Source organism: Collinsella sp. CLA-ER-H5, from assembly GCF_040092375.1.
Lineage (GTDB): Bacteria > Actinomycetota > Coriobacteriia > Coriobacteriales > Coriobacteriaceae > Collinsella.
On sequence record NZ_JBBNLR010000022.1, the window covers coordinates 13,954 to 38,202 of the forward strand.

21 protein-coding genes are annotated in these 24,249 nt (G+C 58.0%); 9 read left to right on the forward strand and 12 right to left on the reverse strand.

Annotated features, from left to right (window positions below):
• Nucleotides 1-20: 20 nt before the first annotated feature.
• Nucleotides 21-3,218, reverse strand: coding sequence for a hypothetical protein (locus AAAX31_RS08240; protein WP_349076858.1), 3,198 nt, complete (start codon nucleotides 3,216-3,218; stop codon nucleotides 21-23).
• Between the two features lie 198 nt (nucleotides 3,219-3,416).
• On the opposite strand from AAAX31_RS08240, the gene AAAX31_RS08245 reads away from it, so the two are divergent.
• Entirely contained in the window at nucleotides 3,417-4,439 is a 1,023-nt protein-coding gene (locus tag AAAX31_RS08245) for a WYL domain-containing protein (RefSeq protein ID WP_055287288.1), read from the forward strand.
• The gene (locus AAAX31_RS08250) at nucleotides 4,426-5,343 is read left to right on the forward strand and encodes a WYL domain-containing protein (RefSeq protein WP_118935140.1); all 918 of its coding nucleotides are present in this window, start codon (nucleotides 4,426-4,428) and stop codon (nucleotides 5,341-5,343) included. Before AAAX31_RS08245 ends, AAAX31_RS08250 begins: the two co-directional genes overlap by 14 nt.
• Here AAAX31_RS08250 and AAAX31_RS08255 read toward each other — a convergent pair.
• Together AAAX31_RS08255 and AAAX31_RS08260 are read right to left on the reverse strand one after the other, a co-directional pair.
• On the reverse strand, nucleotides 5,340-8,234 hold the full coding sequence (locus AAAX31_RS08255; RefSeq protein WP_117848461.1) for a helicase C-terminal domain-containing protein: 2,895 nt from the start codon (nucleotides 8,232-8,234) through the stop codon (nucleotides 5,340-5,342). The genes AAAX31_RS08250 and AAAX31_RS08255 overlap by 4 nt on opposite strands.
• Nucleotides 8,228-9,193: a D-alanine--D-alanine ligase gene (locus AAAX31_RS08260; RefSeq protein ID WP_035136496.1), complete on the reverse strand. Its 966-nt coding sequence runs from the start codon at nucleotides 9,191-9,193 to the stop codon at nucleotides 8,228-8,230. Before AAAX31_RS08260 ends, AAAX31_RS08255 begins: the two co-directional genes overlap by 7 nt.
• An 85-nt stretch (nucleotides 9,194-9,278) precedes the next feature.
• Here AAAX31_RS08260 and rlmN point away from each other — a divergent pair, with 85 nt between their 5' ends.
• Nucleotides 9,279-10,331 carry a 23S rRNA (adenine(2503)-C(2))-methyltransferase RlmN gene (rlmN, locus tag AAAX31_RS08265; protein ID WP_118935144.1) on the forward strand — a complete coding sequence of 351 codons (1,053 nt, stop codon included), beginning with the start codon at nucleotides 9,279-9,281 and terminating at the stop codon, nucleotides 10,329-10,331.
• Nucleotides 10,332-10,530: 199 nt separating this feature from the next.
• On the opposite strand, the gene AAAX31_RS08270 is transcribed toward rlmN, so the two are convergent.
• The 9 genes from AAAX31_RS08270 to rpmH all read right to left on the reverse strand — a co-directional run bounded on the left by AAAX31_RS08270 (nucleotide 10,531) and on the right by rpmH (nucleotide 15,570).
• Nucleotides 10,531-10,785, reverse strand: coding sequence for a hypothetical protein (locus tag AAAX31_RS08270; protein ID WP_349076861.1), 255 nt, complete (start codon nucleotides 10,783-10,785; stop codon nucleotides 10,531-10,533).
• Nucleotides 10,775-11,680: a ParB/RepB/Spo0J family partition protein gene (locus AAAX31_RS08275; RefSeq protein WP_198019880.1), complete on the reverse strand. Its 906-nt coding sequence runs from the start codon at nucleotides 11,678-11,680 to the stop codon at nucleotides 10,775-10,777. Before AAAX31_RS08275 ends, AAAX31_RS08270 begins: the two co-directional genes overlap by 11 nt.
• Nucleotides 11,673-12,473, reverse strand: a complete 801-nt coding sequence (locus tag AAAX31_RS08280) for a ParA family protein (protein WP_022093800.1) — start codon at nucleotides 12,471-12,473, stop codon at nucleotides 11,673-11,675. Before AAAX31_RS08280 ends, AAAX31_RS08275 begins: the two co-directional genes overlap by 8 nt.
• 134 nt (nucleotides 12,474-12,607) lie before the next feature.
• Complete coding sequence (gene rsmG / locus AAAX31_RS08285; protein WP_233506192.1) at nucleotides 12,608-13,345, reverse strand: 16S rRNA (guanine(527)-N(7))-methyltransferase RsmG; 738 nt, start codon at nucleotides 13,343-13,345, stop codon at nucleotides 12,608-12,610.
• A gap of 96 nt (nucleotides 13,346-13,441) precedes the next feature.
• Complete coding sequence (locus AAAX31_RS08290; protein WP_022093802.1) at nucleotides 13,442-14,011, reverse strand: R3H domain-containing nucleic acid-binding protein; 570 nt, start codon at nucleotides 14,009-14,011, stop codon at nucleotides 13,442-13,444.
• Nucleotides 14,012-14,055: 44 nt separating this feature from the next.
• Entirely contained in the window at nucleotides 14,056-14,826 is a 771-nt protein-coding gene (locus AAAX31_RS08295) for a YidC/Oxa1 family membrane protein insertase (protein ID WP_117848457.1), read from the reverse strand.
• A gap of 29 nt (nucleotides 14,827-14,855) precedes the next feature.
• Nucleotides 14,856-15,080 (reverse strand): membrane protein insertion efficiency factor YidD, encoded by a 225-nt coding sequence (gene yidD / locus AAAX31_RS08300; protein WP_082222962.1) that lies wholly within the window; start codon nucleotides 15,078-15,080, stop codon nucleotides 14,856-14,858.
• A complete protein-coding gene (rnpA, locus tag AAAX31_RS08305) occupies nucleotides 15,077-15,415 on the reverse strand; it encodes a ribonuclease P protein component (protein ID WP_006236191.1) in 339 nt (112 codons plus the stop codon). The genes yidD and rnpA overlap by 4 nt, the downstream gene beginning before the upstream one ends.
• A 20-nt stretch (nucleotides 15,416-15,435) precedes the next feature.
• Nucleotides 15,436-15,570, reverse strand: coding sequence for a 50S ribosomal protein L34 (gene rpmH / locus AAAX31_RS08310; protein ID WP_019127408.1), 135 nt, complete (start codon nucleotides 15,568-15,570; stop codon nucleotides 15,436-15,438).
• Between the two features lie 345 nt (nucleotides 15,571-15,915).
• Here rpmH and AAAX31_RS08315 point away from each other — a divergent pair, with 345 nt between their 5' ends.
• The 6 genes from AAAX31_RS08315 (at nucleotide 15,916) to gyrB (ending at nucleotide 24,152) form a co-directional block, all read left to right on the forward strand.
• Complete coding sequence (locus AAAX31_RS08315) at nucleotides 15,916-17,268, forward strand: ATP-binding protein (protein ID WP_118080023.1); 1,353 nt, start codon at nucleotides 15,916-15,918, stop codon at nucleotides 17,266-17,268.
• A gap of 15 nt (nucleotides 17,269-17,283) precedes the next feature.
• Nucleotides 17,284-19,008, forward strand: a complete 1,725-nt coding sequence (locus AAAX31_RS08320) for a DnaA/Hda family protein (RefSeq protein WP_117848455.1) — start codon at nucleotides 17,284-17,286, stop codon at nucleotides 19,006-19,008.
• 238 nt (nucleotides 19,009-19,246) lie between these two features.
• The gene (gene dnaN, locus AAAX31_RS08325) at nucleotides 19,247-20,350 is read left to right on the forward strand and encodes a DNA polymerase III subunit beta (RefSeq protein WP_117848454.1); all 1,104 of its coding nucleotides are present in this window, start codon (nucleotides 19,247-19,249) and stop codon (nucleotides 20,348-20,350) included.
• A 9-nt stretch (nucleotides 20,351-20,359) separates the two neighbouring features.
• Nucleotides 20,360-21,466, forward strand: a complete 1,107-nt coding sequence (gene recF, locus AAAX31_RS08330; protein ID WP_117848453.1) for a DNA replication and repair protein RecF — start codon at nucleotides 20,360-20,362, stop codon at nucleotides 21,464-21,466.
• On the forward strand, nucleotides 21,453-22,016 hold the full coding sequence (locus AAAX31_RS08335) for a DciA family protein (RefSeq protein ID WP_349076863.1): 564 nt from the start codon (nucleotides 21,453-21,455) through the stop codon (nucleotides 22,014-22,016). Before recF ends, AAAX31_RS08335 begins: the two co-directional genes overlap by 14 nt.
• Before the next feature lie 105 nt (nucleotides 22,017-22,121).
• The gene (gene gyrB, locus AAAX31_RS08340; RefSeq protein WP_117769723.1) at nucleotides 22,122-24,152 is read left to right on the forward strand and encodes a DNA topoisomerase (ATP-hydrolyzing) subunit B; all 2,031 of its coding nucleotides are present in this window, start codon (nucleotides 22,122-22,124) and stop codon (nucleotides 24,150-24,152) included.
• The last annotated feature ends 97 nt before the right edge of the window (nucleotides 24,153-24,249 follow it).

Here is a 24,249-nt window from a genome sequence, read left to right on the forward strand (position 1 = left end):
TTGACTCCTTAGAGCTCCGTCTACGAACGGCGGATAACCTCGGTCACAACCTCGGATACCGTGGCAATGTTCGTCGGGTTGACATTGTGGGGCAGGTCGTCCTCGGTACGAGCGCAAGCCAGGCGCGTGCCGTCCACGCCGGCGATGGTGAGGGCTCGGCGGCTCGCCTCGAGCGCGGCATAGGCATCGGTCTTGGCATAGGGCATCTCGAGCGCGCCACAATCGACATGGAACGACTTGCAGACCTTGCTGACCAGGTTCATGATGCGGCGATCGCCCTTGAGCAGTTGTTGTTCGCCCTCGACCGTCACAACCGAAAGCCTACCGGCGCCGACGGATTCAAGATTGATGAAGAATACGCCGCGGAGCTTATCGCGATGCGAAGCCAAGAAGGCCTTCATGCCGGCGCCATCACAATCCGAGGCGCCCGTTGCCACAAACCAGATATCGTGACCGAGCAGCTCATCATCGCCCATAGAGGCGACAGCCGAGAGCATATCTTCGGAAGAAGCGCCATCGGAAGACGTAGCGCCACCCTTCCAGCCATCGTTATCGTCCTCGAAGTTATCCCACGAACCGATACCGCGACCGGACTTCTTGGCATCGTAATCGTCTTCGACGCCCAGCCAGTCACTCATGCTGTCCTGCTCGTTTTTCTTTTTACGACCGAACAGGCCACCCAGGCCGCGCTTACGAGACTTGGGTGCCGCCGGGGCGGGAGCCGAAATGGTCTCGATCGGCTGCGCGCCCGACGCAACGGGCACGGGAGGCGCAACGGGTGCCGATGTGGGTTCGGGACCTTGGGCGGTAGCAAAGGGGTCGTTGACCTGGGCAGAGGGATCGGGAAGGTCGAACAGCGACGTGCGAGACGCAACGTTTGCCTGCTTCATAGACGGCAGCGACGGATCGGGGACCGAAGCCAGCGGAGACGAGGAGGGTGCAGGCGACGGTGCCGACGCCGGATCGGGAACATTCATCTGCGGACGCGGCGATGCTTGGGAGGAAATCTGGGCCATAAGGGAATCGACCGTTTCGTCCTGGGTGGGAGCGACATTGGCAACCGTGGCACCGGAACCACTCGGGGTCGGCATGGTGAAAATCTGCGTGGAGTAAGGTCTCGACTCATCCGTTTCGAGAGTCTCGGAAACCACAGACACTTCCTCCTGCTCGGCCTCGGTCGAATCATCTTGCTCGGCTGCCGCGTATTGCTCTTCGTCAGAGTTGGCCTCGACGGACTCGTCCTCGGCGGCATCTTGGATTTCGGCAGCATCAATAGGCTCGTCATCGTCTGCCGCGTCGCCCTGTTCATCGGAAACAGGAAGGGGCTCGGCAATCGCGGTGCCTTGCTTTTCAAACGTTATCGTGGAATCGAACTGCGCGGCATCAAACGACATGGTGCTATCGACGTGCTGCTGGGCCTCGAAAGACGTCGTCGCCTCAACAACATCCGCGGACGCCGGTTGCTGGGACTCAAAGGACGTTGTAGCTTCGGCGGCGTCGACGGGCGCGGACTGCATAGCCTCGTTCTGCTCGAACTCTTGCGCCGCGTGCTCACGTGCCGCCTCGGCTGCCTGCTGCTGAGCGATAGCCTCCTGCTCGGCAGCCTCGCGTGCGGCAGCGCGCTTCTCCTCGAAATCGTCGACAAATTTCTTGCCCTTTGCAAGCGCACCCTTAAAGAAGTTGGAAGCGCTGGCGCCAATCGACGAGAACGCGGATGCAATGTCGGCATGGGGCGTTGCCGCGGGAATCTCGGCCGAGAAATCAGTATCGCTCTCGTAAGACACGCGCCTCGGCTGTTCAACGTAATCGTCGTCAGACTCGTCCGCAACGTCTTGCGCCGGCGCGGCGGGAGCCAAAACGTCCAGTCCTGCCGCGGGATCGATCGCGGACACTGCCTCGGGCTCGGCAACGGCAGCGGCAACCGCGGCAGACTCATCATCCACGGTGACAGCGGGCGCAGGTGCAGTCACGACGGGGGCAGGCTCGGGCTCAAACGTCGGCTCCTCGCCCTCCTCGTAATCGAGCGTGCAGGACTCGGGAAGCATTCCGAGCGCACGGATGGCATCCGAACCAAAGCGGATGTTGCCGGCGGCATTGCGATAGAGCTTGGGCTCGGGCTCGGCCGCGACAGGCTCCTCCACCGGCTCGGCAGCGGAAACCTCGTCATTGAACTCTTCAGCCTGGACAGCCTGATCCTGATCCTCGGGCACGATGGCGCCAATCAGCGTCTCGTCGGCAGACGCACCCTCAAAGCCCTCGATCTGCTCGTCGAAAGCCTCACCCTGTTCGGGCTCGGTCTGAGTGTCGGGAGCAATCGGCTGACCGAACTCGTCCTCGGCGTAGGTAGGCTCTTCGTACTCGATGGTGTTGCCGTAGTCGTTTTGCTGCTGGGCCGCGGCATACTCCGCCGCTGCACGCGCCATTTCCTCGGCACGACGCTTTTGCTCCCCAAAATAGGTATCGAACGGAACATCGTCGGGAAACTCGTTTTCGCCCTGGAAGGGAGCAACGTTGTCCATAACGCCGAGCATAGCGGCGACAGAAGACTTGTTGCACACCGCGCCGGACGTATAGGGAAGAATGTGGCGGTTAGAGATGATGTTTGCCGCGTTGGCAAGTGCAACGAGGGAAGCGAGGATCGCGACAATCCACAGCAGAACCTTGAGCGCGCCGGGGAGCGGCAGGATACGCAGGATGGCAACGGCAGCAGGGGCAACCGTGGCAACAGGCAGCAGCTTGGCGATGAGCGCACGATACGAAGCATAGGGCTCGCGGGCGAGCAGCTCAGCACGGGGAGAGTCGTAGTGTGCGACAACGACCACCGGGCGGTTACGCGGGGACGCGAGCGGGCCCGAGGCCTTGTGATAGGCGATGACATTTTGGCTCACGCTTGTCTTGCCCAGGCGCGAAACCACGGGGTGCCCTGTGCGCTCGAGCACGTAAAGAACGGCGCCGACAATGGCCAGCAAGGTGCCGACCAAGCCGATACCGCCGCCGATGCCCATCAGCAGGGCACCGGCAAACGCAAGAATACCGGTAACGGCAAATGCCAACCTACTGGGCGCCGGGGCATTGAACTCCTGAACCTCGGGATCAAAGCCGTGGTTGCGGAAGATCTGAGCGATATCCTCGGCAGCCAAGCGCTCTTCTTCGCTGCACGCCGGCGTAATGCCGGTGTTCTGCAGCAGGTGGTTAATATAGTTCTGGGTGTTCGCCATGTGCGCTCCACATCCATAATCCGACAAATAGGCCCAATGCATGCACATTAGAACCGTATATAGTCGAAAGTATACCCCGAGCGAGCGCAAACGACCGAATTCGGGCCATCTTAACGCCCCGAGCGGACAAGGATATAGCCTAATCTCCATATCGGACTAAAATCATGGCAGCAAACCACCTTCTCATGCGAGGACCCTATGACGGCAAGCGACACGACCGAGACAATTAAAAAGGGGAATTCGGAGCCCAGTTTCGATAAAACGGCTCAGCGCATCCTCAATCTTTTCTTTGTGCTCAATAGCTCCCCCGAACCGCTGACGACCGAGCAGATCGTCTTGGATTCTGACCTGGGATATGGCTCGGGCAATATCGACTCGGATAAGCGCAAGTTTCGACGCGATCGTGACAAGCTGCTCGAACGCGGCATCTTAATCAAGGAGGTTCGCCCCACCGGCGCGCAGGAGACCGAGGAAAGCTCGTGGACAATCGACCGCGAGCACACGTTTGCGGCAGGCGGCCTCATTACCGCAGACGACGCCGATATCCTGCTCAACGCCATCGACCAGACACTAGCGGCCGGCTCATCCACTTTTGCCGCACCGCTTGCCGATATTCGCTCCAAGATTGCCTATCTCACCGGCAGGACGACGGTAGACGAGGCGCCGATCAGCCGCTCTCCCACCGTCGATGCGGTTTGGAGCGCCTTTGCCGAGCGATGCGCGCTGCGATTTTTATATCAGAACGGACGCGGCGAGCAGAGAGAACGTACCGTCTGCGTCTACGGCATGTTCGAGCGCGAGGGCGTGGCTTACTTCTGCGGCCTCGACAACGTCACCGACGACATCAGGACATTCCGCTGCGACCGCATCGTACGCGCTTGGCGTCCTTCGAAGGCCTACGTCATCCCCGCGGACTTCAACCTCAGCGACTACCTGTTCTTTGAATTCGATTTTGCCGACCGACCGCCCGTTGCAGCCACGTTCTCATTCGCCCCTCAGACGCAGATCGATATGATCAACGGTCTCACGCGTGGGCGAGGTGAGCTCGTACACACCGATGTGGGATGGACCTGGACCGTTGACGTGCGCGATCTTGAAGCCGGCGCCTCATTTTGCATGGCCCACGCCATGGACGGCATGAGGCCCGTGGCCCCCAAATCGCTCAAACAGGCGTGGAACCACCTCATTGAAAGGACGGTGCACGAGCATGCCCGTGCGTAAACTCACCAGCGAGCAGAGGCTCTCGCGCGCCATCGACATCATGGAGGCCCTCTACGCCGCCGGCGAGAGCGGCATGACACGAACCGAGATTTGCAGTCGATTTGACATCACGGGGGTGTCGCTCGACGAGATTCTCGAGATCGTCTCGACGCTCGCGGACCGAGAATCGGGCGCGCGCATCATCTGCAAATGCCGCGGCGAGCGTGTGGTCCTCACCGGTGACGCCGGTCGTATGCTACCGCTGCGCCTGAGTGCCGCCGAGGGCGCTGTGCTCAACCACGAACTTGAATCGTTGGGGATCGATCCCCAGGCGGCAGCTCGGATTCGACATGCCCTTCTACCCGAAGAGCTTGGCTATAACCAGCGCGTCTTTGACACCGTCAACCACGGGTCGCACTGGCAGCAGCTGAGCTGTGCCATTCAGGACGGCGTTCGCTGCCGCATCTCGTATCGCTCGATGGACGATGCACGGCCACGCGATCGTCTGGTCGACCCCTTGCGCATTACGGCAAACGGCGACCAAACATACCTGATTGCCTGGGACATCGCGGTCGATGAGCAGCGCACCTATCGCATGGATAAAATCGAGGGACTCGCCTTGACGGAAGACTCCGTCGTGCCTCACGCACCGGACGTCGCATCCCTCCACGATTCCCTTGCCCGGACGCAGCGCAGCGCAAAGCTCCTGATGCCATTCGATATGGCGGAACATCTGGACTGGGCCGGCATCACCCTAATCGAGCGCAGCGGGGCAGACACGGCAACGTTAACCGTGCATTACGGCTCCGAGCGTTGGCTGCTGAGCCAGATAATCGCAGCGGGCGGAGCCATCCGCATCTTGGATGACCCCACCCTGTCAGAGCGTCTGTGCGATATGGCAAAATCCCTCGCCTGTCCGCTTTAGCGGCACCGCTCGTGGCGTGCGCGCCACAGCTGTAGATAGTGCCCGATTTGTGCCGACTCGATGCGCTGATAGGAACTCGTGGGCAGCGACGTTAAGAATTTCTTGCCGTAGCCCTTCGTCACCAGGCGCGGGTCGGCCAAGATGAGTACGCCACAATCGGTCGATGAGCGAATGAGGCGACCGGCTGCCTGCTTGACCTCGAGCACGGCCTCGGGCAGCGAATAGCGCGCCCAAGCGCGGTCTTCGCGCAGATTGCGCTCGCATGAGAGCGGGTCTGTGGGGCTCGAGAACGGCAGCTTGGGGATGATGACGCAGCGCAGCGTCTCGCCGCTGGCATCAAACCCTTCCCAAAAGGCCTTAAGTGCAAAGAGCGACGAGGTCGGTTCGTTGATAAAGCGATCGCGCAAACGACGAGGAGACGAGTTGCGCTGCTGGCAGTTGAGTTCCAGACCCGCACGAGCCATCTTGGGCTCGACGCGAGCGTACAGCTCCTCCATGTCACGCCTGTTGGTGAACAGCGTAAGCACCGAGCCGCCCATGGCAAGATGAGCGTCGACCAGCACACGCTCGAGCGCCGAAAGATAGCCTTCACGGTCGCGCGGATCGGGGATATCGCCCGCAACGACTACAGCCATATTCGAATCGAAGTCGTAGCTCGAATCCAAGTGCAGCGACGATGATGTCGAGGCACCGATGCGATCGAGGCCGACGGCGTGGTTAAAGTGCTCAAAGCTCTTGGAAACCGTCATGGTCGCCGATGCAAAGATAGCCGTGTGGACCTCGGGCAGCCACTCGGTTGCCAAGGCCTCGCCAATGTCGATGCGCTCTGCGGTCATTGATTCTCCGCCGGCACGCAACCTGCGATTGACCTGCAGCGAATACACGTAGTGTTCATCGGTGCCCTCAATGATGAGTTTGAGGTTCTCGGCCAGCTCGTGCAGGCGGCGCGAGATATCACCCAGGTCGACAACAACCTCGGGCTTGTCGGCGGCGACGGCTTGCACCAGCGCGTCGACGCTCTTGTCAGCCTGTTCCAATGCGTCGATGGCAGTGTAGGCCGACGGTAAGAAATCATGCCAGTCGTCAGATTCGCGCAACTCGGGGCCAATCCATAGATTGGCATTATCATAACCCCCACGGGCACGGCGACCGAGCTCGCGAACGCCATCGAACACGTCGGCGATTGCCATGCTCGCGCGTGCAACTGTCGACGTCGCCTTGGCAGTAAGGCCCAGATAGAGCGTAGAGCCCTCGGAGGTTGCCAAATCACGGGAAACCTGGCTTAGCGCGCCGGTGCTCGAGCCACCCAGGCGCTCAAACAGAACGCGTGATTCGTCCGCCGACACCACGCGCGCCCACTGACGGCGCGCCTCGCGCTCGATGGAATGGGCCTCGTCGATTACCCAATGACGAATCGGAGGCAAAATCCTGCCCTCGGCCGCAACATTGCGGAACAGCAGGGAATGGTTGGTGACCACCACATCGGCGTGCGCCGCACGACGGCGAGCGCCGTGGACCAAACATTTATCAGGGAAAAACGGACAGAGGCGACGAGCACACTCGCGCGAGGCCGTCGTAAAGTCGGGGCGGTTGACGCTGCGCCACCGAATGCCAAGCGAGTCGAGGTCGCCATCGGCTGATTGGCAGACGTACGCCATAATGACCGCGACCGCCGTGAGCGTGTCCGCCGGATCGCGCTTGGTGGTAATCTCGACCTGGCCGCGGCTCATGCGCTCAAGCTTGCGCAGGCACGGATAGTGGTCATACCCCTTGAGAGCGCAAAATGACAGACCACCGTCCAGTTGCTCGGCAAGTTTTGGCAGCTCATGGTACATGAGCTGGTCGGCAAGATTGTTCGATTTGGTCGCAATACCAACCGTGATGTTGTTACGGCGCGCTGCCTCGGCAAAAGGCACCAGATAGGCCATCGATTTGCCGACGCCTGTGCCCGCCTCAATTACACGATGAGTGCCCGTGACCAGCGCATCGCGGACCTCGAGCGCCATCGCGATCTGCTCATCGCGCGGCTCGTACGTGGGGTACATACGATTAACCAGGCCGCCCGGGGCATAGTCCGCCTCGATTTCCTCGCGGCTCGGCATCCTAAGGACCGGTAGCTCGTCCGCATCAACGCGATCATCGGCCCGATCGGCCTTGAGTACGTCGGCGCGGGCGGCACTGAGAGAGAAGATGGAACCGGGGTTCTGCCCCGCCAAGAAGGAGAAGATGGGACGATAGGACCAGGGTACGTCGGGATGCATGTCGGCCAAGCGCGCCATTAAGCCCTGGGGCAAGTCGGTGAGCGCCACGAGCAACACGCGCCATACGCCACACAGGGCGTCGACATCGGCGTTGGCGCGGTGCGACACCGAGTCGCAGCCAAACAGGTCGGCCATGAAAGAGAGCTTATGCGAGGCCAGGCGCGGAAGCGCGATGCGCGACAGCGCCAGCGAATCGATCCAGATGTCGCTGACGTTGACACCGCCCTTGACCGACTCGATAAACGAACGGTCGAAGGTGGCGTTATGCGCAATCACCGGGCAGCCGCCGACAAAATCGGCGAGAGCGGCCACGGCCTCGACGGCCGACGGGGCATCTGCCACATCGGCGTTTGTAATGCTCGTGAGCTCGGTAATCTCGGCGGGAATCAGCTGTTTGGGATGCACGAAGGTATCGAAGCGGTCGACGACCTCGCGGCCCGAAAGACGGGCCGCCGAGATCTCGATCAGCTCATTGTCCTGCACCGAAAGACCTGTGGTCTCGGTATCGAGGACGATCACATCTTCCTCGATAAGGCCGAAGGACTGCGTTTTGGCGCGTTCGGCAAGCGTGGCATAGGAGTCGATGACAAACTGCGGCGTTCCTGACGAAACCGCGTCCTCGATTAGCATGCAATGCCCGCTCGACGAAGGCCCATACGGATCAGGCTGTCACAGACCTGCGGGAACGTCATGTCGTCGGTGTGGCGTATCTCGTCCGGATACAGCGACGTATCGGTCATGCCGGGAATGGTATTGGTCTCGAGGATAACGGGGCCGTCCTCACTCACGATAAAGTCGCTGCGCGAGATACCCAGGCAACCGAGGGCCTTGTGAGCAGCACAGGCAAGCTCCTGGGCACGAGCGTAATTCTCGGGTGAAATCTGCGCCGGAATGCGATGGATGTCCGTAGGGTCGACATACTTCACGTCCAGATCGTAGAACTCGCAGTCCTCGGGCTTACGAATCTCGACAATCGGCAGAGCGCGCACGTCATCTTCGCCGTATACGCCGACGGTGATCTCGGTACCCTCGATGCACTTCTCGACCAGCACTTTGTCGCCGTACTCAAACGCCTTGGCGATTGCCGCGGGCAGCTCGGAGGGCTCATGGACCAGGGAAATGCCATAGCTGGAACCGTTGACGGCCGGCTTCACAAAGCAGCGCTCGCCACAAACCTCGACGATATGATCGATATCGACTTCATCGCCCACCTCGAGCGCAAGGCCGGGGGCAATGGGAATGCCCGCCTTGGCGTACAGGAGCTTAGAGACCTCCTTGTCGGCACCGCAGGCGCTGGCAAGCACGCCCGAAGCCGTGTAGGGGATACCCAGGGTCTCCATGGCGCCTTGCATGGCGCCATCCTCGCCGCCGGCACCGTGCATGGCGATAAACGCCACGTCAAAGCCGCCGGTCGCCATGGTTACCATAAAATCATCGGCAGCCGTGTCGAGCAGCTCCACCGAAGTGTAGCCGGCCTCCTTCAAGGCAACCACGACGTTCTTTCCCGAATTGAGCGAGATCTCGCGCTCAGCGGAATGACCGCCCGCCAAGACCGCTACGTGCATGTTCTCTAGGCTTTTACCCGGCATGGGCAGACTCCTCCTCTATAATTTCTGCAGCTGATACCATATTGTAGCGATACCCTCTACGTTTCCCCAAAATCGAAAGGCTTCCATGAATCCCAGGACTAAATCTCAGGACATTCGCGACTTGAGCCAAAACGATATTCGCGAGCTCGTGGCCGAGCTTGGCCAGCCCGCCTTCCGCGCGAAGCAGCTCATCGAATGGGTCTTTGAGAAGAACGTTTGTTCGTTTAACGATATGACAAACCTTCCTAAGGCTTTCCGCGAGCAGCTTAAAGAGGCTTTTGCCTTTGACACGCCGACTGAACTAACCAAGCAGGTTTCCAAAGATGGCTCGCGCAAGTATCTGCTCGAGTACCACGACGGCGTTTCCGTCGAGACTGTCGGCATGCCCCGTCGTAACAAGCTTTCCGTCTGCGTTTCCACCCAAGCTGGCTGTGGCATGGGCTGCGCCTTTTGCGCTACCGGTCTCAACGGCCTCAAGCGCTCTCTGACCGCTCAAGAGATCGTCGACCAGGTACTTCATGTATCCAACGACTTTGGCGAGCGCGCCACGAGCGTCGTCTTCATGGGCCAGGGCGAACCATTTGCCAACTACGACGAGGTTCTCAAGGCGCTGCGAATCCTCAACGACCCCGATGGCATTGGTATCGGTGCTCGTCACCTCACCGTCTCTACCAGTGGCGTTATTCCCGGTATTCGCAAATTTGCCGACATCCCCGAGCAGTTCACGCTTGCTGTTTCACTGCATTCCGCCATCCAGTCGACGCGCAATAAGCTTATGCCCGGTGTTAAGAAGTACACGTTGCTTCGCCTTCACGAGGCGCTTCAGCTCTACACCGAGAAGACTGGCCGCCGCCCGACCTATGAGTATGCCATGATCGAAGGCGTCAACGATACGAATCCCGAGATGCAGGCGCTCTGCGACTTCTGCGAGGGAACGCTGTGCCACGTTAACCTGATTCAGCTTAACGACATCGAGGGCAGCCCGCTCAAGCCGTCGCCGATTCATAAGGTTGAGGATCTTCAGCGTCGTCTTGAGTCCCGTGGCATCGAGACCACGATTCGTAACTCCCGTGGTAACGATATTGACGCCGCTTGCGGACAGCTGAAGCAGCGCTTCAAAGTTCAGAAGAACGCATAGGGGAGTCGCACCCCAAAACGTTTCATGTGAAACATCGAACGGCCCCGGTTACAGGAGATGCAACCGGGGCCGTTTTATTTATTGACCTTAATTTTGAATCAGCTGCTACCTGTCCCATTTTTTACGGCCAAAATAAGGGGTCCTTGCCTCGTGAATCAGACAAGGACCCCTCAAAATATGCTAAGTAATTGTTAGGTACCTAATAGCCTACATTTTCCCATTGGTTACTAACCCAACCTTGATTAATCTTGGGATTCTTCGTTACCTGAGCCGTACGCATGGCAACATCTTCTGTCATAACATCCATTTTCTTCTTGGATGTATCGACAATATCTTGCGCACTACGAAGCAAACGACCTCGAAGTTCATCGTCTGTCGCGATCTTATAGCCAGCAAAGGCACCAGCCGCGACAGTCGTCGCCAATGCAATCGCAGTTATAATCCTATTCTTCATCTTGGCCTCCTTGATCAAACTGAATCATTTCGCCAAGAATACGAGAGAGCTCTTCCTCGTCTTTAAACTCAATCTCAATCTTATTCTTTCCACGCGAGCTCTTAACACGCACGTTGGTATTAAAAACCTGACGAAGCACGCGGGCAGCCTTTTTAAAAGACTGAGGCGTTGCAGGCCTCGGCGTCTTAGGTGTCTCTCCGGCAGAAAACAACGGAGCAAGATTTTCTGTCGCTCTTACGGAAAGGCCCTCTGCAACAACCTTCTCTGCAAGTCGAATTCGAGCGTCCTCATAGGGAACTGCAAGAATCGCACGTGCATGACCAGCAGTAAGTTTGCCCTCAAAAATCATCTGCTGAACAACTTCAGGGAGATCGAGAAGGCGCAGCGAGTTTGTAATTGCAGAGCGTGACTTGCTGACTGCCTTCGACAATGCCTCCTGGGTCATACCGCTGGCATCGATAAGCTGGCGATAGCCCTTAGCCTCTTCGACGGGATTCAGATCAGAACGCTGAAGGTTTTCGATCAGAGCAAGAGCCAGCATCTCTTCATCATTAACATCTTTAATGATGACAGGCAGCTCCTCAAGACCAGCAAGCTTTGACGCTTGGTAACGACGCTCACCAGCGATGATCTCATAGCCGTTTCCATGTTTGCGAACCAAAAGCGGCTGCAAGACGCCATGTTCTTGGATTGATTCGCTCAACTCACGAAGTTCAGTTTCGTTAAAGTGAATTCGCGGCTGATTAGGGTTGGGAACGATATCCTCAATAGGTAGTTTTGTTTCAGATGCGGCATTCGAAGCCGATGCAGCCGAACCACCGGTCTCATACTCGGCCTCTGAGACCAAAGCATTGAGTCCACGTCCCAATCCGCCACGTTTCTTTACACTAGGCACGCTTGATCACCTCTTTTGCAAGGTTCATATATGCTTTTGCACCCTTATTTTGAGGTGCATAGGTAATTACCGGTTCCCCAAAAGACGGAGCTTCGGAGATTTTAACCGTACGGGGGATCAACGTCTTAAATGCCTTATCACCAAAGTACGATTGAACCTCCTCAACAACCTGATTCGATAGAGAAGTACGCGAGTCATACATGGTCATAAGCACACCGTAGGTGTCTAAGCCCTTGTTCAGACGAGATTTGACCATCTTCATTGACTCAAGCAGTTTCGTAACGCCCTCGAGTGCGTAATACTCGCACTGGATCGGAATCAAAACGCTGTCTGCTGCGGTCAAAGCGTTGATAGTAAGCAGGCCGAGCGAAGGAGGGCAGTCAATGAAAATAAAATCGAACTCGTCCTGAATCGGCTCAAGCAAATCTTTGAGGCGGGTTTCACGAGCAATTGCGCTTACGAGTTCAATTTCCGCGCCTGCAAGCTGAATTGTAGCCGGAATTACGAATACCTTTTTGCAATTTGTATCAAGAACAAGCGATTCTGCCGGCACATCATTCAACAATGCATCATAGATGCAGTGATCAAGGTCTTCTTTTTCAATTCCGAATCCACTGGTGCTGTTTCCCTGCGGATCAAAATCGACAATCAGTGTCTTACGACCCTGCTCACCCAGTGCTGCTGCAAGGTTTACAGCCGTCGTTGACTTACCGACGCCGCCTTTTTGATTGATGATTGCAATGATACGCGTGTCTTTTGCGCTCTTAGAACGCTTAACGTCGCGAAATCCCACGGTCCCTCCTGGTGTGTATTAAAGCTGTCAAACGGAGGATGTTTCACGTGAAACATTCCGAATCGATAGCAACTGCTATGTTTCACGTGAAACACTGCAAGCTGTTAGTATCCATTATGTTTCACGTGAAACATCTAGGCAAGCGGATTCTTCTTTGCCATGCCATTTGCACGAGGCAATGAAACGGATGCTGAATGACTCTTCTTAAGAACAATGAACTCCCTGTGACCCAAGCCTTCAGGCAAATCAATTGCGTCATTCAGAAGCAAAGTGAAGCCGCAAATCTTAGCTGCTGACATGCCGGAAGCAAGCTCCTCATCCGAAGGATTGCCCTTGGTGATAACAAATAGCCCTCCATCCTTCAGGTACGGAGCCGCATACTCAACAAGAATCGGTAGAGGGGCCAGTGCGCGGGCGGTTACAACGGAGAACTGCTTCTTATGGCTTCGAGCATATTCTTCAAGACGATCATGAACCGCATGAGCATGTTTCAATCCAAGAGCATGGACAAAGGAATTAACCGCATCAACCTTCTTGCCAACAGAGTCAATATAAGTAGCTTTACGAAGCGTGGTTATGGTTAATGGAATACCAGGGAAGCCCGCACCTGTTCCCATATCGAGCAAAGCTCCCTCAGGAGCCTTATTGATATAGGGGAGCAAAACAAGTGAGTCGAGGATATGAAGTACGGCAGCATCTTCTACGTTAAGAATACGGGTGAGATTGGTTGTCTTATTTGTTTCTAGAACCAAATCCAAATGCTGGATACATTTCCTCAGCTCAATATCAGTTACGCTCAAGGAATATTCTTTGCAATAGGAAGTTAGGCGACTCAACATCTCGTCAGCCTGCTGATCGGTAAGTACAAACAACAGAAGCTCCTTTCTGACAAAAATCAGCGTATCGAGAACTTTTGACAAAAAAAGGGGACGTGGAAACCACGTCCCCCTAGCATAAGCTCGAGTAGATTATCGAGCAACAATCACCACATGGCGATCAGGGTCAGAACCCTCAGAATGAGTATCGACTGCATCGTTGCCACGAAGTGCAATGTGAACCAGTCGGCGCTCGTAGGCATTCATGGGCGGAAGCGAAACACTCTTATGAGTGCGGATGGCACGCTCGGCAGCAGACTGAGCCATGGAGGCGACCTTATCCTGACGGCGACTCTTGTATCCCTCGACGTCCACTACAACCGGATACCTAAAGCCAAGCTTGCGGCTCACCAGCAAAGAGAACATAACCTGAAGAGCATCAAGAGTGCGACCATGACGGCCAATGAGAACAGCAAGGTCGGGAGCCGTTACATCCAAAATCAGCTCACCCTCGTCGCCCTCATACTCATCGATAGGAGAGTTGGCGGCATCGAAGTGCGAAAGGATGGAACGCAGGATGGAAATCGCAACATCGGCAATGGTGTCGAGCTCCTCATCGGTCAGCTCTTCACCAGCCTTGTAGCGCTGTGCAATCTCGGGATAATCGCCCGCGACCTGCGGGGCAACCTCCTCAAGCATATCCTCGATGATCTCTTCAGACATAACGTACTCCAAAAGTTAGGTACCTAAATAAGATTGATATCCCACTACTTCTTCTTGTGCGGGCGCGGCTTCTTCTCGCGACGAGTGACCTCAACCTGCAGCGGAGCGTTCTTAAGACGCTCCTCCTCATCGGCCTTCGCCTTGTCGATGACCTTCTGCGTCACAAAAATCTGCTGGATAACCTGCCAAGCAGACGAGACGTCGTAGTACAGCAGAACACCAACGGGAAGGCTCCAGCCCATCCAAAGCATCATGACCGTCATGACAACGGCCATCATACGCATGCTCTGAGCCTGCTGGCCGGTCTGGTTGCGCGACATATAGAGCTGCGGAATCAGGGTCAGGACGGCAAACAGGATCAGGCAAACCAGCGCAGGCAGTGCAACCATAAAGCCTTCGGCAAAGGAAGCGCTCGGCGTGGTGGTCAGGTCGGGCAGGATGTTGAAGAACGAGAACGTGCCGTCGTTAAAGTACTGCGGCAGGTTGCGCAGCAATGTAAACAGGGCGAACAGGATAGGCATCTGAATCAGCAGCGGCAGACAGCCAGCCATGGGGTTGAACTTGTTCTCGCTGTAGAACTTCTGCATCTCCTCGGCCTGACGCTGGGGATCGTCGGCATAGCGCTCCTGGATCTCGAGCATCTTGGGCTGCAGCACCTGCATGCGAGCCGTCGACTTGGTCGACTTGAGCATAAGCGGCGTCAGCAGCAGACGGATGATGACCACCAGGATGATGATGGACAGGCCCCAGTCGACCGCAAAGGTCTGGATGAGCTTGAGCAGCTCGAAAAGGATGTTAACGATCCAATCCCACATGTAAGTTTTCCTCCGATAGCGAGTGCCCGCTAGGGCACAGGGTCATAACCGCCGACGTGCAGGGGATTGCAACGAGCGATGCGCCTCACGGCAAGCCAGCAGCCTCTCAAAACACCGTGCTTCTCAATCGCCTGGATGGCGTATTGCGAGCACGTTGGGTAATAAATGCAGGCGTCAGGCAATAAGGGCGAAATAACCTGTTGATATATGCGAATAGGAGCGATGGCAACACGTCGCAAAACGTGATTGCTCATCGCTCCTCCCCGGCAACGCCGGCGCGCTTCATAAGCGAACGCAACGCCTTGTCCATCTCCTGCGGCGAGGAAACCCTCGTCTTGGGAGTTGCAAACAAGATGATGTCATAACCCGCAACGGGAAATCCGCAGCTGCGGGCGGCCTCACGCATCACACGCTTAGATCGGTTGCGCACGACGGCACAACCGAGTCGCTTAGCACCAACGAAGGCGACCCTTCCGGAGTCGCCTTCGCCAACCGATTCACATATGGTCATTCGAATCAGAGGGTGATTGAAACGACGCCCCTGACTGAACACATGCTCGAAATCTTGCCGAGACTTAATAGTCTTCATGCGAGATGTGTGTATCGCTGCTAGACAGTGAGACGCTTGCGGCCCTTGGCGCGACGACGGGCGAGCACGGCACGACCACCCTTAGTGGCCATACGGGCACGGAAGCCATGGGTCTTGGCACGCTTACGCTTATTAGGCTGATACGTACGCTTCATCTTAAGTTCCTCCTGCTGCATTTCGAGTGTCCGCGGGGACGCGGACGCAGATATAGACACGTGAGCTTGAAGATTGTAGGGAAATCAATGTTCAAATGTCAAGAAATCAAAGGTAAAAGGTTGCGCAGTTCACACGGTTCCCCCATAAGCACAACCGAAATTTGCGCCTCATGGCAACCTTTCACGATATTTCATCGAGTTTTCAACAGGTCATGTTGGCAATGTTGAGAACTTTTCACCCGTTTTCCAAAGTTTTCAACAAGTTTTGAAAAGTTGTCGAAAGATGAGAAACGTTGCACGGTGAGCTACTATTTGTTCGAAACCTTTTGAAAGATTGCGAGCGGCATGTCTGACGACTTTTACACCATGGTCGATTCCGGAGACCCGGCACCCGACAACGAGCACATCACCGGCGTGCGCGAAGAGCGTGCGGAAGGCGAGCAGACGACCACGCAGGCGCCAAAAGCCATGTACGCCGCGCGCATCGCCGTCTATGACGACATGCTGTCGACACCGCGGGTGATCGTCATTGATCCGCAAGATGTCCGCACGTATTTGGAAGAGACGACCAACACCGTCTACCAGTGCATGAAAGAACAAGGTGGCCATATCTCGCTCATGGTCATCCGCGAGATTGTCGAAAACTTTATCCACGCACACTTTGCCGAGCCCATCATCTCGATTCTGGACGGCGGAGACACCATCCGCTTTGCTGACCAAGGACCCGGCATCGACGACAAGGAACGTGCTTTCGACTTTGGCGTTACCAGCGCAAACAGCAAGATGAAGCGCTATATCCGTGGAACCGGAGCAGGGTTTCCCATGGTGCAGGAGTATTTGGAAAACGCCGGCGGTGCCGTATCCATCGAGGACAACATGGGCAACGGCACCGTGGTTACGGTAAGCCTGAACCCTAAACGCGTGCAGGAAATCGAGCGTGCCGGCGGACGCGGCGCTGCCGTGCGGCCCGAGACGGAGCAGCCCACATATCCCCTGCCGGGAGCTTTTGCGCAGCAGCCCGTGGCAACGCAGCAGATGCAGCCCCCCGTGGGACAGATGCAGCAGCCCGGAATGCTTCCCACACAAGAACCCCAGGCGGCATCTATGTCGATGCCGCCAAACATGCCAGAGGCCATGCCGCTGGCTGATCAGGATGCAGCAGCAATGCAGCAGGCGACGGGGGCGCCGGGTGGCCAGCAAATGGGCTATCAGCCGTACCAACAGGGATATCCATATCAGCAGATGCCGCCACTGGGGTATGGCCAGCAGTTCCCGCAGCAGTACCAGCAGGGATATCAGCAGCCGTACCAGCAGATGCCGCAGCAGCAGTACAACCCCTGGGCCCAGCAGACGCCTCCGCAGCCTTACCAACAGTGGCCTCAAAGTTTTCAACAGCAAATGCCGCCGACGCAGAGTTCTCAACAACCAGCAGCTCAAATGATGTATCCTAATGCAGTAAATCAGTATGCACAGCCACAACCGGACGTGTTCGTAAGCGATCGCGGCAACGCCGCGCTGGGCTATCTGGCGCAAAATCAAGCGTGCGGCGCAACCGATCTTGCGAGGGCGTTTGGAAACTCGGCCCCCACTTGGTCACGCACGCTCAATGACTTGGCGCAGGCCGGCTTGGTCATCAAGCATGGCCAGAAATACCATCTGACCGAACTCGGCGCCGCTCGCGTACGAGCTCAGAGCTAAAGAACGGGAGAGACAGTGGACGAGGAAGCAAGCATCATCCTGGGGGATGCCATCGCCTTTTGCCAGCGCGACGGCCAAGATGCACGCCTCATCAACATGCTGGGGCAATCGCGCGCCATAAGCCTGACCGAAGATACGCTCACGATCGAGGCCCCCTCGCGCTTTGCCATCGCGCAGCTCAAAAAGCATCAGCCGACTATTGAGGCCTATCTGGAAGAAATCGCCTTTGCACCGATTGCTCTCGACATCGTGGCACCGCAAGGCGCCGCGACGGAATCCGCTGCCGCCACGGCGCCCGCCACGGCTCCCGCTGCTTCCCCGGCGGTGCCGGCCTCCGCAGGCGATGTGCCGACAATCGAGCACCAGCACAGCGATGTTTCCCGTGAAACAATGGCACCGTTGACGAGCGCGGCGGCGACGTCAACGAACGCACCCGTCACGCACATGCCCATCGCTCACGACGCAGCGGCGGGCGCGGATTCGGGCATTGCAATCAAGAACACGCTCTCGGCCGACGATTTTCGTCGCATGATGAACCAGATGAAGGGCGGAGCGCCGACTAAATCCACGCAAGCTGCGGCCCCCGCTTCACCCATGCCAGCACCGACCGTGCCGGCCGAGCAGAATACGGATGGAGCCCCGCTCGCCGCGAACTCAAAATTTACCTTTGAGAACTTTGTCTACGGCCCCGAGAACAGCCATGCCTATCGCTCGGCACTCAAGTTTGCCGCCCTCGCGGACGAGCGCGGCACATGCACATCCCTGTTCATCTATGGCAAATCGGGGCTGGGCAAGACCCATCTGCTGCTCGCCATCAAAAACGAGCTCGCCGAGAAGTCGCCCGAGATCAAGGTCAAGTATGCCAACTCCCAGGCATATCTGGACGACCTGATGACCGAGTTCGACCGTCAAAAGAAGAGCAACGCCCCCATCATGCAGGCGTACCACGGCGTGGACGTGCTCATCATCGATGACATCCAAAACATCATCGGCAAGCGCGCGAGTGTGGACTACTTTTTCCAGCTCATGGACGAGTTCATCCGCAACAACAAGAAGGTCGTCATCGCGGCAGACCGCGCCCCCAAGGACCTGAGCATGGACGAGCGTCTGACCAGCCGCTTCAACGCCGGAATGCTCTGCCTGGTCGCAGAGCCCAGCTACGAGATGAAATACAAGATCTTGCAGCGCTATTACGAGAACACCATCGTCGCCGCTCCCGAGGCGGGCGACGACTCACTGCTGGCGGCCTATGGGGGCGACGGCGGGCACCTGACCGACGAGCACTTTAAACACATGGCCGAGGTCTCGGGCACCAACATCCGCGAACTCGAGAGCTTTTGCGAGCGCTGCGCCGGCGAGGCGGGCGACCGCGAGCGCGAGGGCGGAGAGCTCACCTTTGACGATATCGACGCCATCGCCAGCCAGTACTTCGACACATCGGCCAAAAAGATCAACGTCCAGACGGTTCAGTCCGTCATCGAAGAGCAGTACGGCGTGACACACGAGGAGCTCATCGGCCCGCGTCGCAACGCCAATATCGCCAAAGCACGCCATATCGCTATCTACCTGGCCATCGAGATGTGCGAAATGACGACCACGGCGGTGGGCGCCGAATTTGGCAACCGCAACCACTCGACCGTCAGCACGAGCTACAAAAAGGTCCAGAAGATGATCCAGGAAGACCGCACCGTCACCGAAGACCTCAAGTCGCTGCGCGATAAAATTACACTGCGCTCGTAGGGAAATAGAGACACCTGTTGAAAACTTGTCGAAACCACGGGCATAAGGTGTCTAAAACCCAACCCGCGGTGATGAAAAGTTTTGCGCAGATTTTGAACGTGGAAAACCACCCCTGTTGCACACAGGTTGCTGTCGATTCTCTTTCTGGGTCTGACCTGCGTCTTTGGGAATAATCAACAGTTTCGTCAGTGCTATTACTATTATTAAGATATTTATATCTATAGAAAGGTATTAAAAGATGAAGTTCACCGTCAGCCAGAGCTCGCTCACACAAGCCATCGGCGTCGTTATGAAGGGTGTCGCTTCGGCATCCACCCTTCCCATCCTGTCGGGCGTGCTCGTCAAGGCGCAAGACGGCATCTTGGAATTCCAGACCTCTAACTACACCATCTCGATCCGTCATCGCATCGCGGCGCATGTCGAAGAAGAGGGCGAGATGGTTATCCCCTGTAAGATGCTCTCCAATATCACCAAGACCCTCCCCGATGCCCCGGTCACCTTTGAGCTGTCCGAGCGCCAGGTGCTGATTGGTTGCGAGAAGAGCTCGTTCCGCCTGAACACGCTTGATGCTAATGACTTCCCCGAGTTTCCGGCCTATGCCATCGAGAGTGCCGTGGAGCTGCCGACCGATATCTTGTCCGAGATGGTCGGCCGCGTGTGGCGCGTCACCTCGACCGACAAGGCCCGCCCCATCCTGGGCGGCGTGCACATGAAGGTCGAGAACAACACCGTTCGCCTGGTGGCGACCGATTCCTTCCGTTTGGCCGTGTGCGATACGCAGGTCGAGACCTCGACCCTCGAGGGTTCCTTTGAACTCAACGTTCCGGCTGACGCCTTTAACGACGCGCTGAACATCATGGCCAGCCAGGCGACCATCATGATCGGGGCTACCGACACCCAAGTCGTCTTCGAGGCCGGCAACACCACCTACGTGTCGCGTCGTATCGAGGGCGTGTACCCCAACTACAAGCAGCTCATCCCCGATTCGTGCGTGACGAGCGTCAAGATCGACGTCGCCGCCCTTAACGCCGCCCTCAAGCGCGTGGCTGTTATCGCGAGCGCCAACCCCGCCGTCAAGTTCGAGATCGATGTCGAGAACGGGCAGATGGGCCTGTCCTCCATCTCCAATGACCAGGACCTTGCGCAGGAGACGATCGATGTCGAGGCCGAGGGCGAGTCGGGCACCATCGCCTTCAACTACCACTACATCTTCGGCTGCCTCAATGCCCTATCCAAGGAGAAGGAGATCACGCTGGAGCTCAAGAGCTACTCGCAGGCGGGCATCTTCAAGTCCTACGACAAGATCAACTACCTGTACCTGGTCATGCCGGTCCGCATCTAGCGTTGCGCCATGACCATGTTCGCCCGCGATCTTTCCGTCGCGCACTACCGCAGCTTCGATAGCTATCGCCTTGCCCTGGACGAGGGCGTGACGATACTTGCAGGACCCAACGCGGCGGGAAAGACCAATCTCATAGAGGCGCTGCAGCTGCTGACGAGCGGCGCCTCGTTTAGGCATCCGACCGCAGCCGAGCTCGTTCATGACGGCGTGGGCTCGTGCAGGGTCGAGCTGAGGCTCGAGGGCGACGGCCGCGTGCTTGATATGGGATTGAGCGCGGAGGACGGTAAGCGCTCGTTTAGCCGCAACGGCAAGAGATGCTCTGCCGCCGGTGTGCGCGGGGTTCTGCCGAGCGTGCTGTTTTGCCCCGACCATCTGGACATGGTTAAGCGGGGCGCCAGTGTGCGCCGCGCCGCCCTCGATGACTTTGGCATGCAACTGAGCGCACGCTATGCCGATCTTGCGAGCGCCTATGGGCGCTGCGTGACCCAGCGCAACGCCTTGCTCAAGGAGACCTGGTGCTGCCGTGAGATGCTCGGCGCGTGGAACGATTCGATTGCCCGCGCGGGCGCGGCTCTGCTCGTGCACCGGTTGGCCCTGCTCGACCGGCTGGCGGGCCATGTGCGTACTGCCTACGGGCAAGTGGCGTCCGGTGAAGCCGCCAACGTGTCCTATGCGTCCACGCTGGGGGATTTGCCCCAGGTCGAGGATCGCGAAGAGCTGAAGGGCTGGGCGTACGAGCGCATGCTGGCCGCCCTTGATGAGCACGCCGGCGAGGAAATTCGCCGCGGCGTGACGTTGGTGGGGCCGCATCGCGACGAGATTGAATTTACCGTGGCGGGTCGCTCCGCCCGTTCATTTGCCAGCCAAGGACAGCAGCGAACGTTGGTACTGTCCTGGAAGGTGGCCGAGGTGGCCGTGGCTCGCGATGTTCTGGGTACTGCTCCGCTGTTGCTTCTGGACGACGTGATGAGCGAGCTCGACGGCGAGCGTCGCGGCGCTTTCCTGCGGCTGATCGGCGATGATATCCAGACGGTCATAACCACGACCAACCTGGGGTACTTTACCGATGACCTGCTTGATCGAGCCAAGGTGGTGAGCATGGGTGAGACGTGCTAATTACGAGCGCGAGAGCGAAACGGTCGCCTTCAGTGGCTTTTTGAACGCAGAGCGCCAGCGCATCCTGGCGGCTGCGACCCCTGAGCGCCGTGCGCAGATGGAGGCCGCCGAGGAGTCGCGCGCGGTCTATCGCGCGTGGAACGCGGTGTGCTCGGGCACGCGCGAGGGGCGGCATGTGACGGGCCTGCGCTACCTGTCCGAGTCCAATGAGCTGCTGGTATATCTCGACTCGCCCTCGTGGACGCAGGAAATGACGTTGTTGCGCGAGATCATCCGCGCGCGCATGGAGCGCGCCGGTGCGCATGTGGACGGCCTGGTGTTCAAAACCACCGCGCCCGGTCACATGCCGCCCGCCGCCAAGGAGCGCCTTCGCCCAGCGACGACCGAGCGCCCGCCGGCCCCACACGCCGACCTCAGCGATGCCGAGCGCACCGAGATTGAGCGCCAAGTGGCGCCCATCGAAGACCAAAAACTGCGCGAGGCCCTCGAGAACGCCATGAGAGCCAGTGCCGAGTGGGCCAAGGGCGTGCAAAGCAAAAAAGAGCCTTAAATCGCATCTGGTGGCCTTGTAGAGCCAAATACCCTCGTTCCCGAGGGTATTTTTTTACGATAAACTAGTAAGGCTGTACACATTTTCTTGACTGAAGGAGGACGTGTGGCAAACGAAAACGATTACGATGGCGGCGAGATTAAGATTCTCGAAGGTCTCGAGGCCGTTCGTAAGCGCCCGGGCATGTATATCGGCTCGACGAGCGCCAGCGGTCTGCATCACCTGGTGTGGGAGATCGTTGACAACTCTGTCGACGAGGCCATGGCCGGTTTCTGCACCGAGATCCAGGTGACGGTCCACGCCGACAACTCCATCACGGTCGTCGACAACGGGCGCGGCATCCCCGTCGACGAGCACCCTGTTAAAAAGATCCCGACGCTCGAGGTCGTCATGACGATCTTGCACGCCGGCGGTAAGTTCGATAACTCGGCCTATAAGGTCTCGGGCGGCCTGCACGGCGTGGGCATCTCCGTCGTCAACGCACTGTCCAAGCGTGTGGTCGTTCAGGTTCGTCGCGATGGCAACACCTACGAGATGGAGTTCTCGCGCGGCAAGACCGTCAAGAAGATGGAGGTCGTGGGCACCTCGGATTCGACGGGCACCACCGTCACCTTCTGGCCCGACGACGAGATCTTCGAGACCTGCATCTACGATTTCGATACGCTGCATAACCGTCTGCAGGAGACGGCGTTCCTCAATAAGAACCTCAAAATCGTGCTGACCGACGAGCGCGAAGCGACTCCCCACGTGGAGGAGTTTTGCTACGAGGGCGGCATCATCGACTTCGTCAAGTTCCTCAACGAGGGCAAGGACGTCCCCGAGGCCTTTAAGGAGCCCATCTACATCGAGGGCAAATCGGACCCGGACGCGCCTGTGGCCAAGATGGGCGAGGTCGAGGTTTCCCTGCAGTGGAATAGCGGCTACGGCGAGAACGTCATGTCGTTTGCCAACGACATCTACACCCCCGAAGGCGGCATGCACCTTGAGGGCTTCCGTACCGCGCTCACCCGCGTGATCAACGATTACGCGCGCAAGCAGAACCTGCTCAAGGAAAAAGACGCCAACCTGACCGGCGACGATGTGCGCGAGGGCCTTTCGGCCGTTATCTCGGTCAAGCTGCCCGATCCGCAGTTTGAGGGCCAGACCAAGGCAAAGCTCGGCAGCTCCTATATGCGAGCGCTCACGCTCAAGATTGTGACCGACGGCCTCGCCGATTACTTGGAGGAGCATCCCAAGCCCGCTCGCGAGATCGTCAAGAAGGCGCAGCAGGCCTGCAAGGCGCGCAATGCCGCCCGCAAGGCGCGCGAGGCGACCCGCCGCAAGAGCCTGCTCGAGACGGCGTCCCTGCCCGGTAAGCTCGCTGACTGCTCGGTGCGCGATGCCGAGCTGACCGAGCTCTTCATCGTAGAGGGCGACTCGGCAGGCGGTTCGGCCAAGGACGGCCGTCGCCGAGACATCCAGGCGATTCTGCCCCTGCGCGGCAAGATTTTGAACGTCGAACGCGTTGGTGACCATCGAGCGTTCTCGAGTGACACCATCCAGTCGCTGATTACCGCGATCGGCTGCGGCGTCACGACGAGTGCCGGCGACGGCGGCGACTTCGATATCACCAAGGCGCGCTACCACAAGATCATCATCATGACCGATGCAGACGTCGACGGTGCGCATATCCGCATCCTGCTGCTGACGTTCTTCTACAAGTACATGCGTCCGCTGATCGATGCCGGCTACGTCTATGTTGCCTGCCCGCCCATCTTTGGCATTAAGGTGCGCAACAAGATCCACTACGTGTATCCCAACGGCCGCCAGCCCGAAGACGAGATCCTGCGCGACACCATCCAGAGTCTGGGCCTGAACCCCGACGATAACGACGAGGACGGCAAGGCCAAGGACGGCAAGATCACCAAAAAGCGCAAGGGCTATACCGTCCAGCGCTACAAGGGCCTGGGCGAGATGGACCCCAAGCAGCTTGCCTCGACGACGATGGACCCCAAGACCCGCATCCTGCAGCGTGTGTCGATCGAGGACGCCGTGGTGGCGGACCGCGCCGTGCGCGAGCTGATGGGTTCCGAGGTCGGCTATCGCCGCGAGTACATCGAGAAGCATGCACATGATGCACGATTCTTAGATGCCTAACCTGTTCGGCTTTCCCAGCCACCGCACCTTCGCCCTCAATCGTCGGTCGCGTACCCAAGTACGTTTCCCTCCTCTTTCGGGCGAATCTGCGGCACCT

What these genes read in the sequence shown, in the direction of transcription:
- AAAX31_RS08240 (WP_349076858.1), bottom strand. Translation starts at nt 3,218, where the DNA reads ATGGCGAACACCCAGAACTATATTAACCACCTGCTGCAGAACACCGGC.
- AAAX31_RS08245 (WP_055287288.1), top strand. Translation starts at nt 3,417, where the DNA reads ATGACGGCAAGCGACACGACCGAGACAATTAAAAAGGGGAATTCGGAG.
- AAAX31_RS08250 (WP_118935140.1), top strand. Translation starts at nt 4,426, where the DNA reads ATGCCCGTGCGTAAACTCACCAGCGAGCAGAGGCTCTCGCGCGCCATC.
- AAAX31_RS08255 (WP_117848461.1), bottom strand. Translation starts at nt 8,234, where the DNA reads ATGCTAATCGAGGACGCGGTTTCGTCAGGAACGCCGCAGTTTGTCATC.
- AAAX31_RS08260 (WP_035136496.1), bottom strand. Translation starts at nt 9,193, where the DNA reads ATGCCGGGTAAAAGCCTAGAGAACATGCACGTAGCGGTCTTGGCGGGC.
- rlmN (WP_118935144.1), top strand. Translation starts at nt 9,279, where the DNA reads ATGAATCCCAGGACTAAATCTCAGGACATTCGCGACTTGAGCCAAAAC.
- AAAX31_RS08270 (WP_349076861.1), bottom strand. Translation starts at nt 10,785, where the DNA reads ATGAAGAATAGGATTATAACTGCGATTGCATTGGCGACGACTGTCGCG.
- AAAX31_RS08290 (WP_022093802.1), bottom strand. Translation starts at nt 14,011, where the DNA reads ATGTCTGAAGAGATCATCGAGGATATGCTTGAGGAGGTTGCCCCGCAG.
- AAAX31_RS08295 (WP_117848457.1), bottom strand. Translation starts at nt 14,826, where the DNA reads ATGTGGGATTGGATCGTTAACATCCTTTTCGAGCTGCTCAAGCTCATC.
- yidD (WP_082222962.1), bottom strand. Translation starts at nt 15,080, where the DNA reads ATGAGCAATCACGTTTTGCGACGTGTTGCCATCGCTCCTATTCGCATA.
- rnpA (WP_006236191.1), bottom strand. Translation starts at nt 15,415, where the DNA reads ATGAAGACTATTAAGTCTCGGCAAGATTTCGAGCATGTGTTCAGTCAG.
- rpmH (WP_019127408.1), bottom strand. Translation starts at nt 15,570, where the DNA reads ATGAAGCGTACGTATCAGCCTAATAAGCGTAAGCGTGCCAAGACCCAT.
- AAAX31_RS08315 (WP_118080023.1), top strand. Translation starts at nt 15,916, where the DNA reads ATGTCTGACGACTTTTACACCATGGTCGATTCCGGAGACCCGGCACCC.
- dnaN (WP_117848454.1), top strand. Translation starts at nt 19,247, where the DNA reads ATGAAGTTCACCGTCAGCCAGAGCTCGCTCACACAAGCCATCGGCGTC.
- recF (WP_117848453.1), top strand. Translation starts at nt 20,360, where the DNA reads ATGACCATGTTCGCCCGCGATCTTTCCGTCGCGCACTACCGCAGCTTC.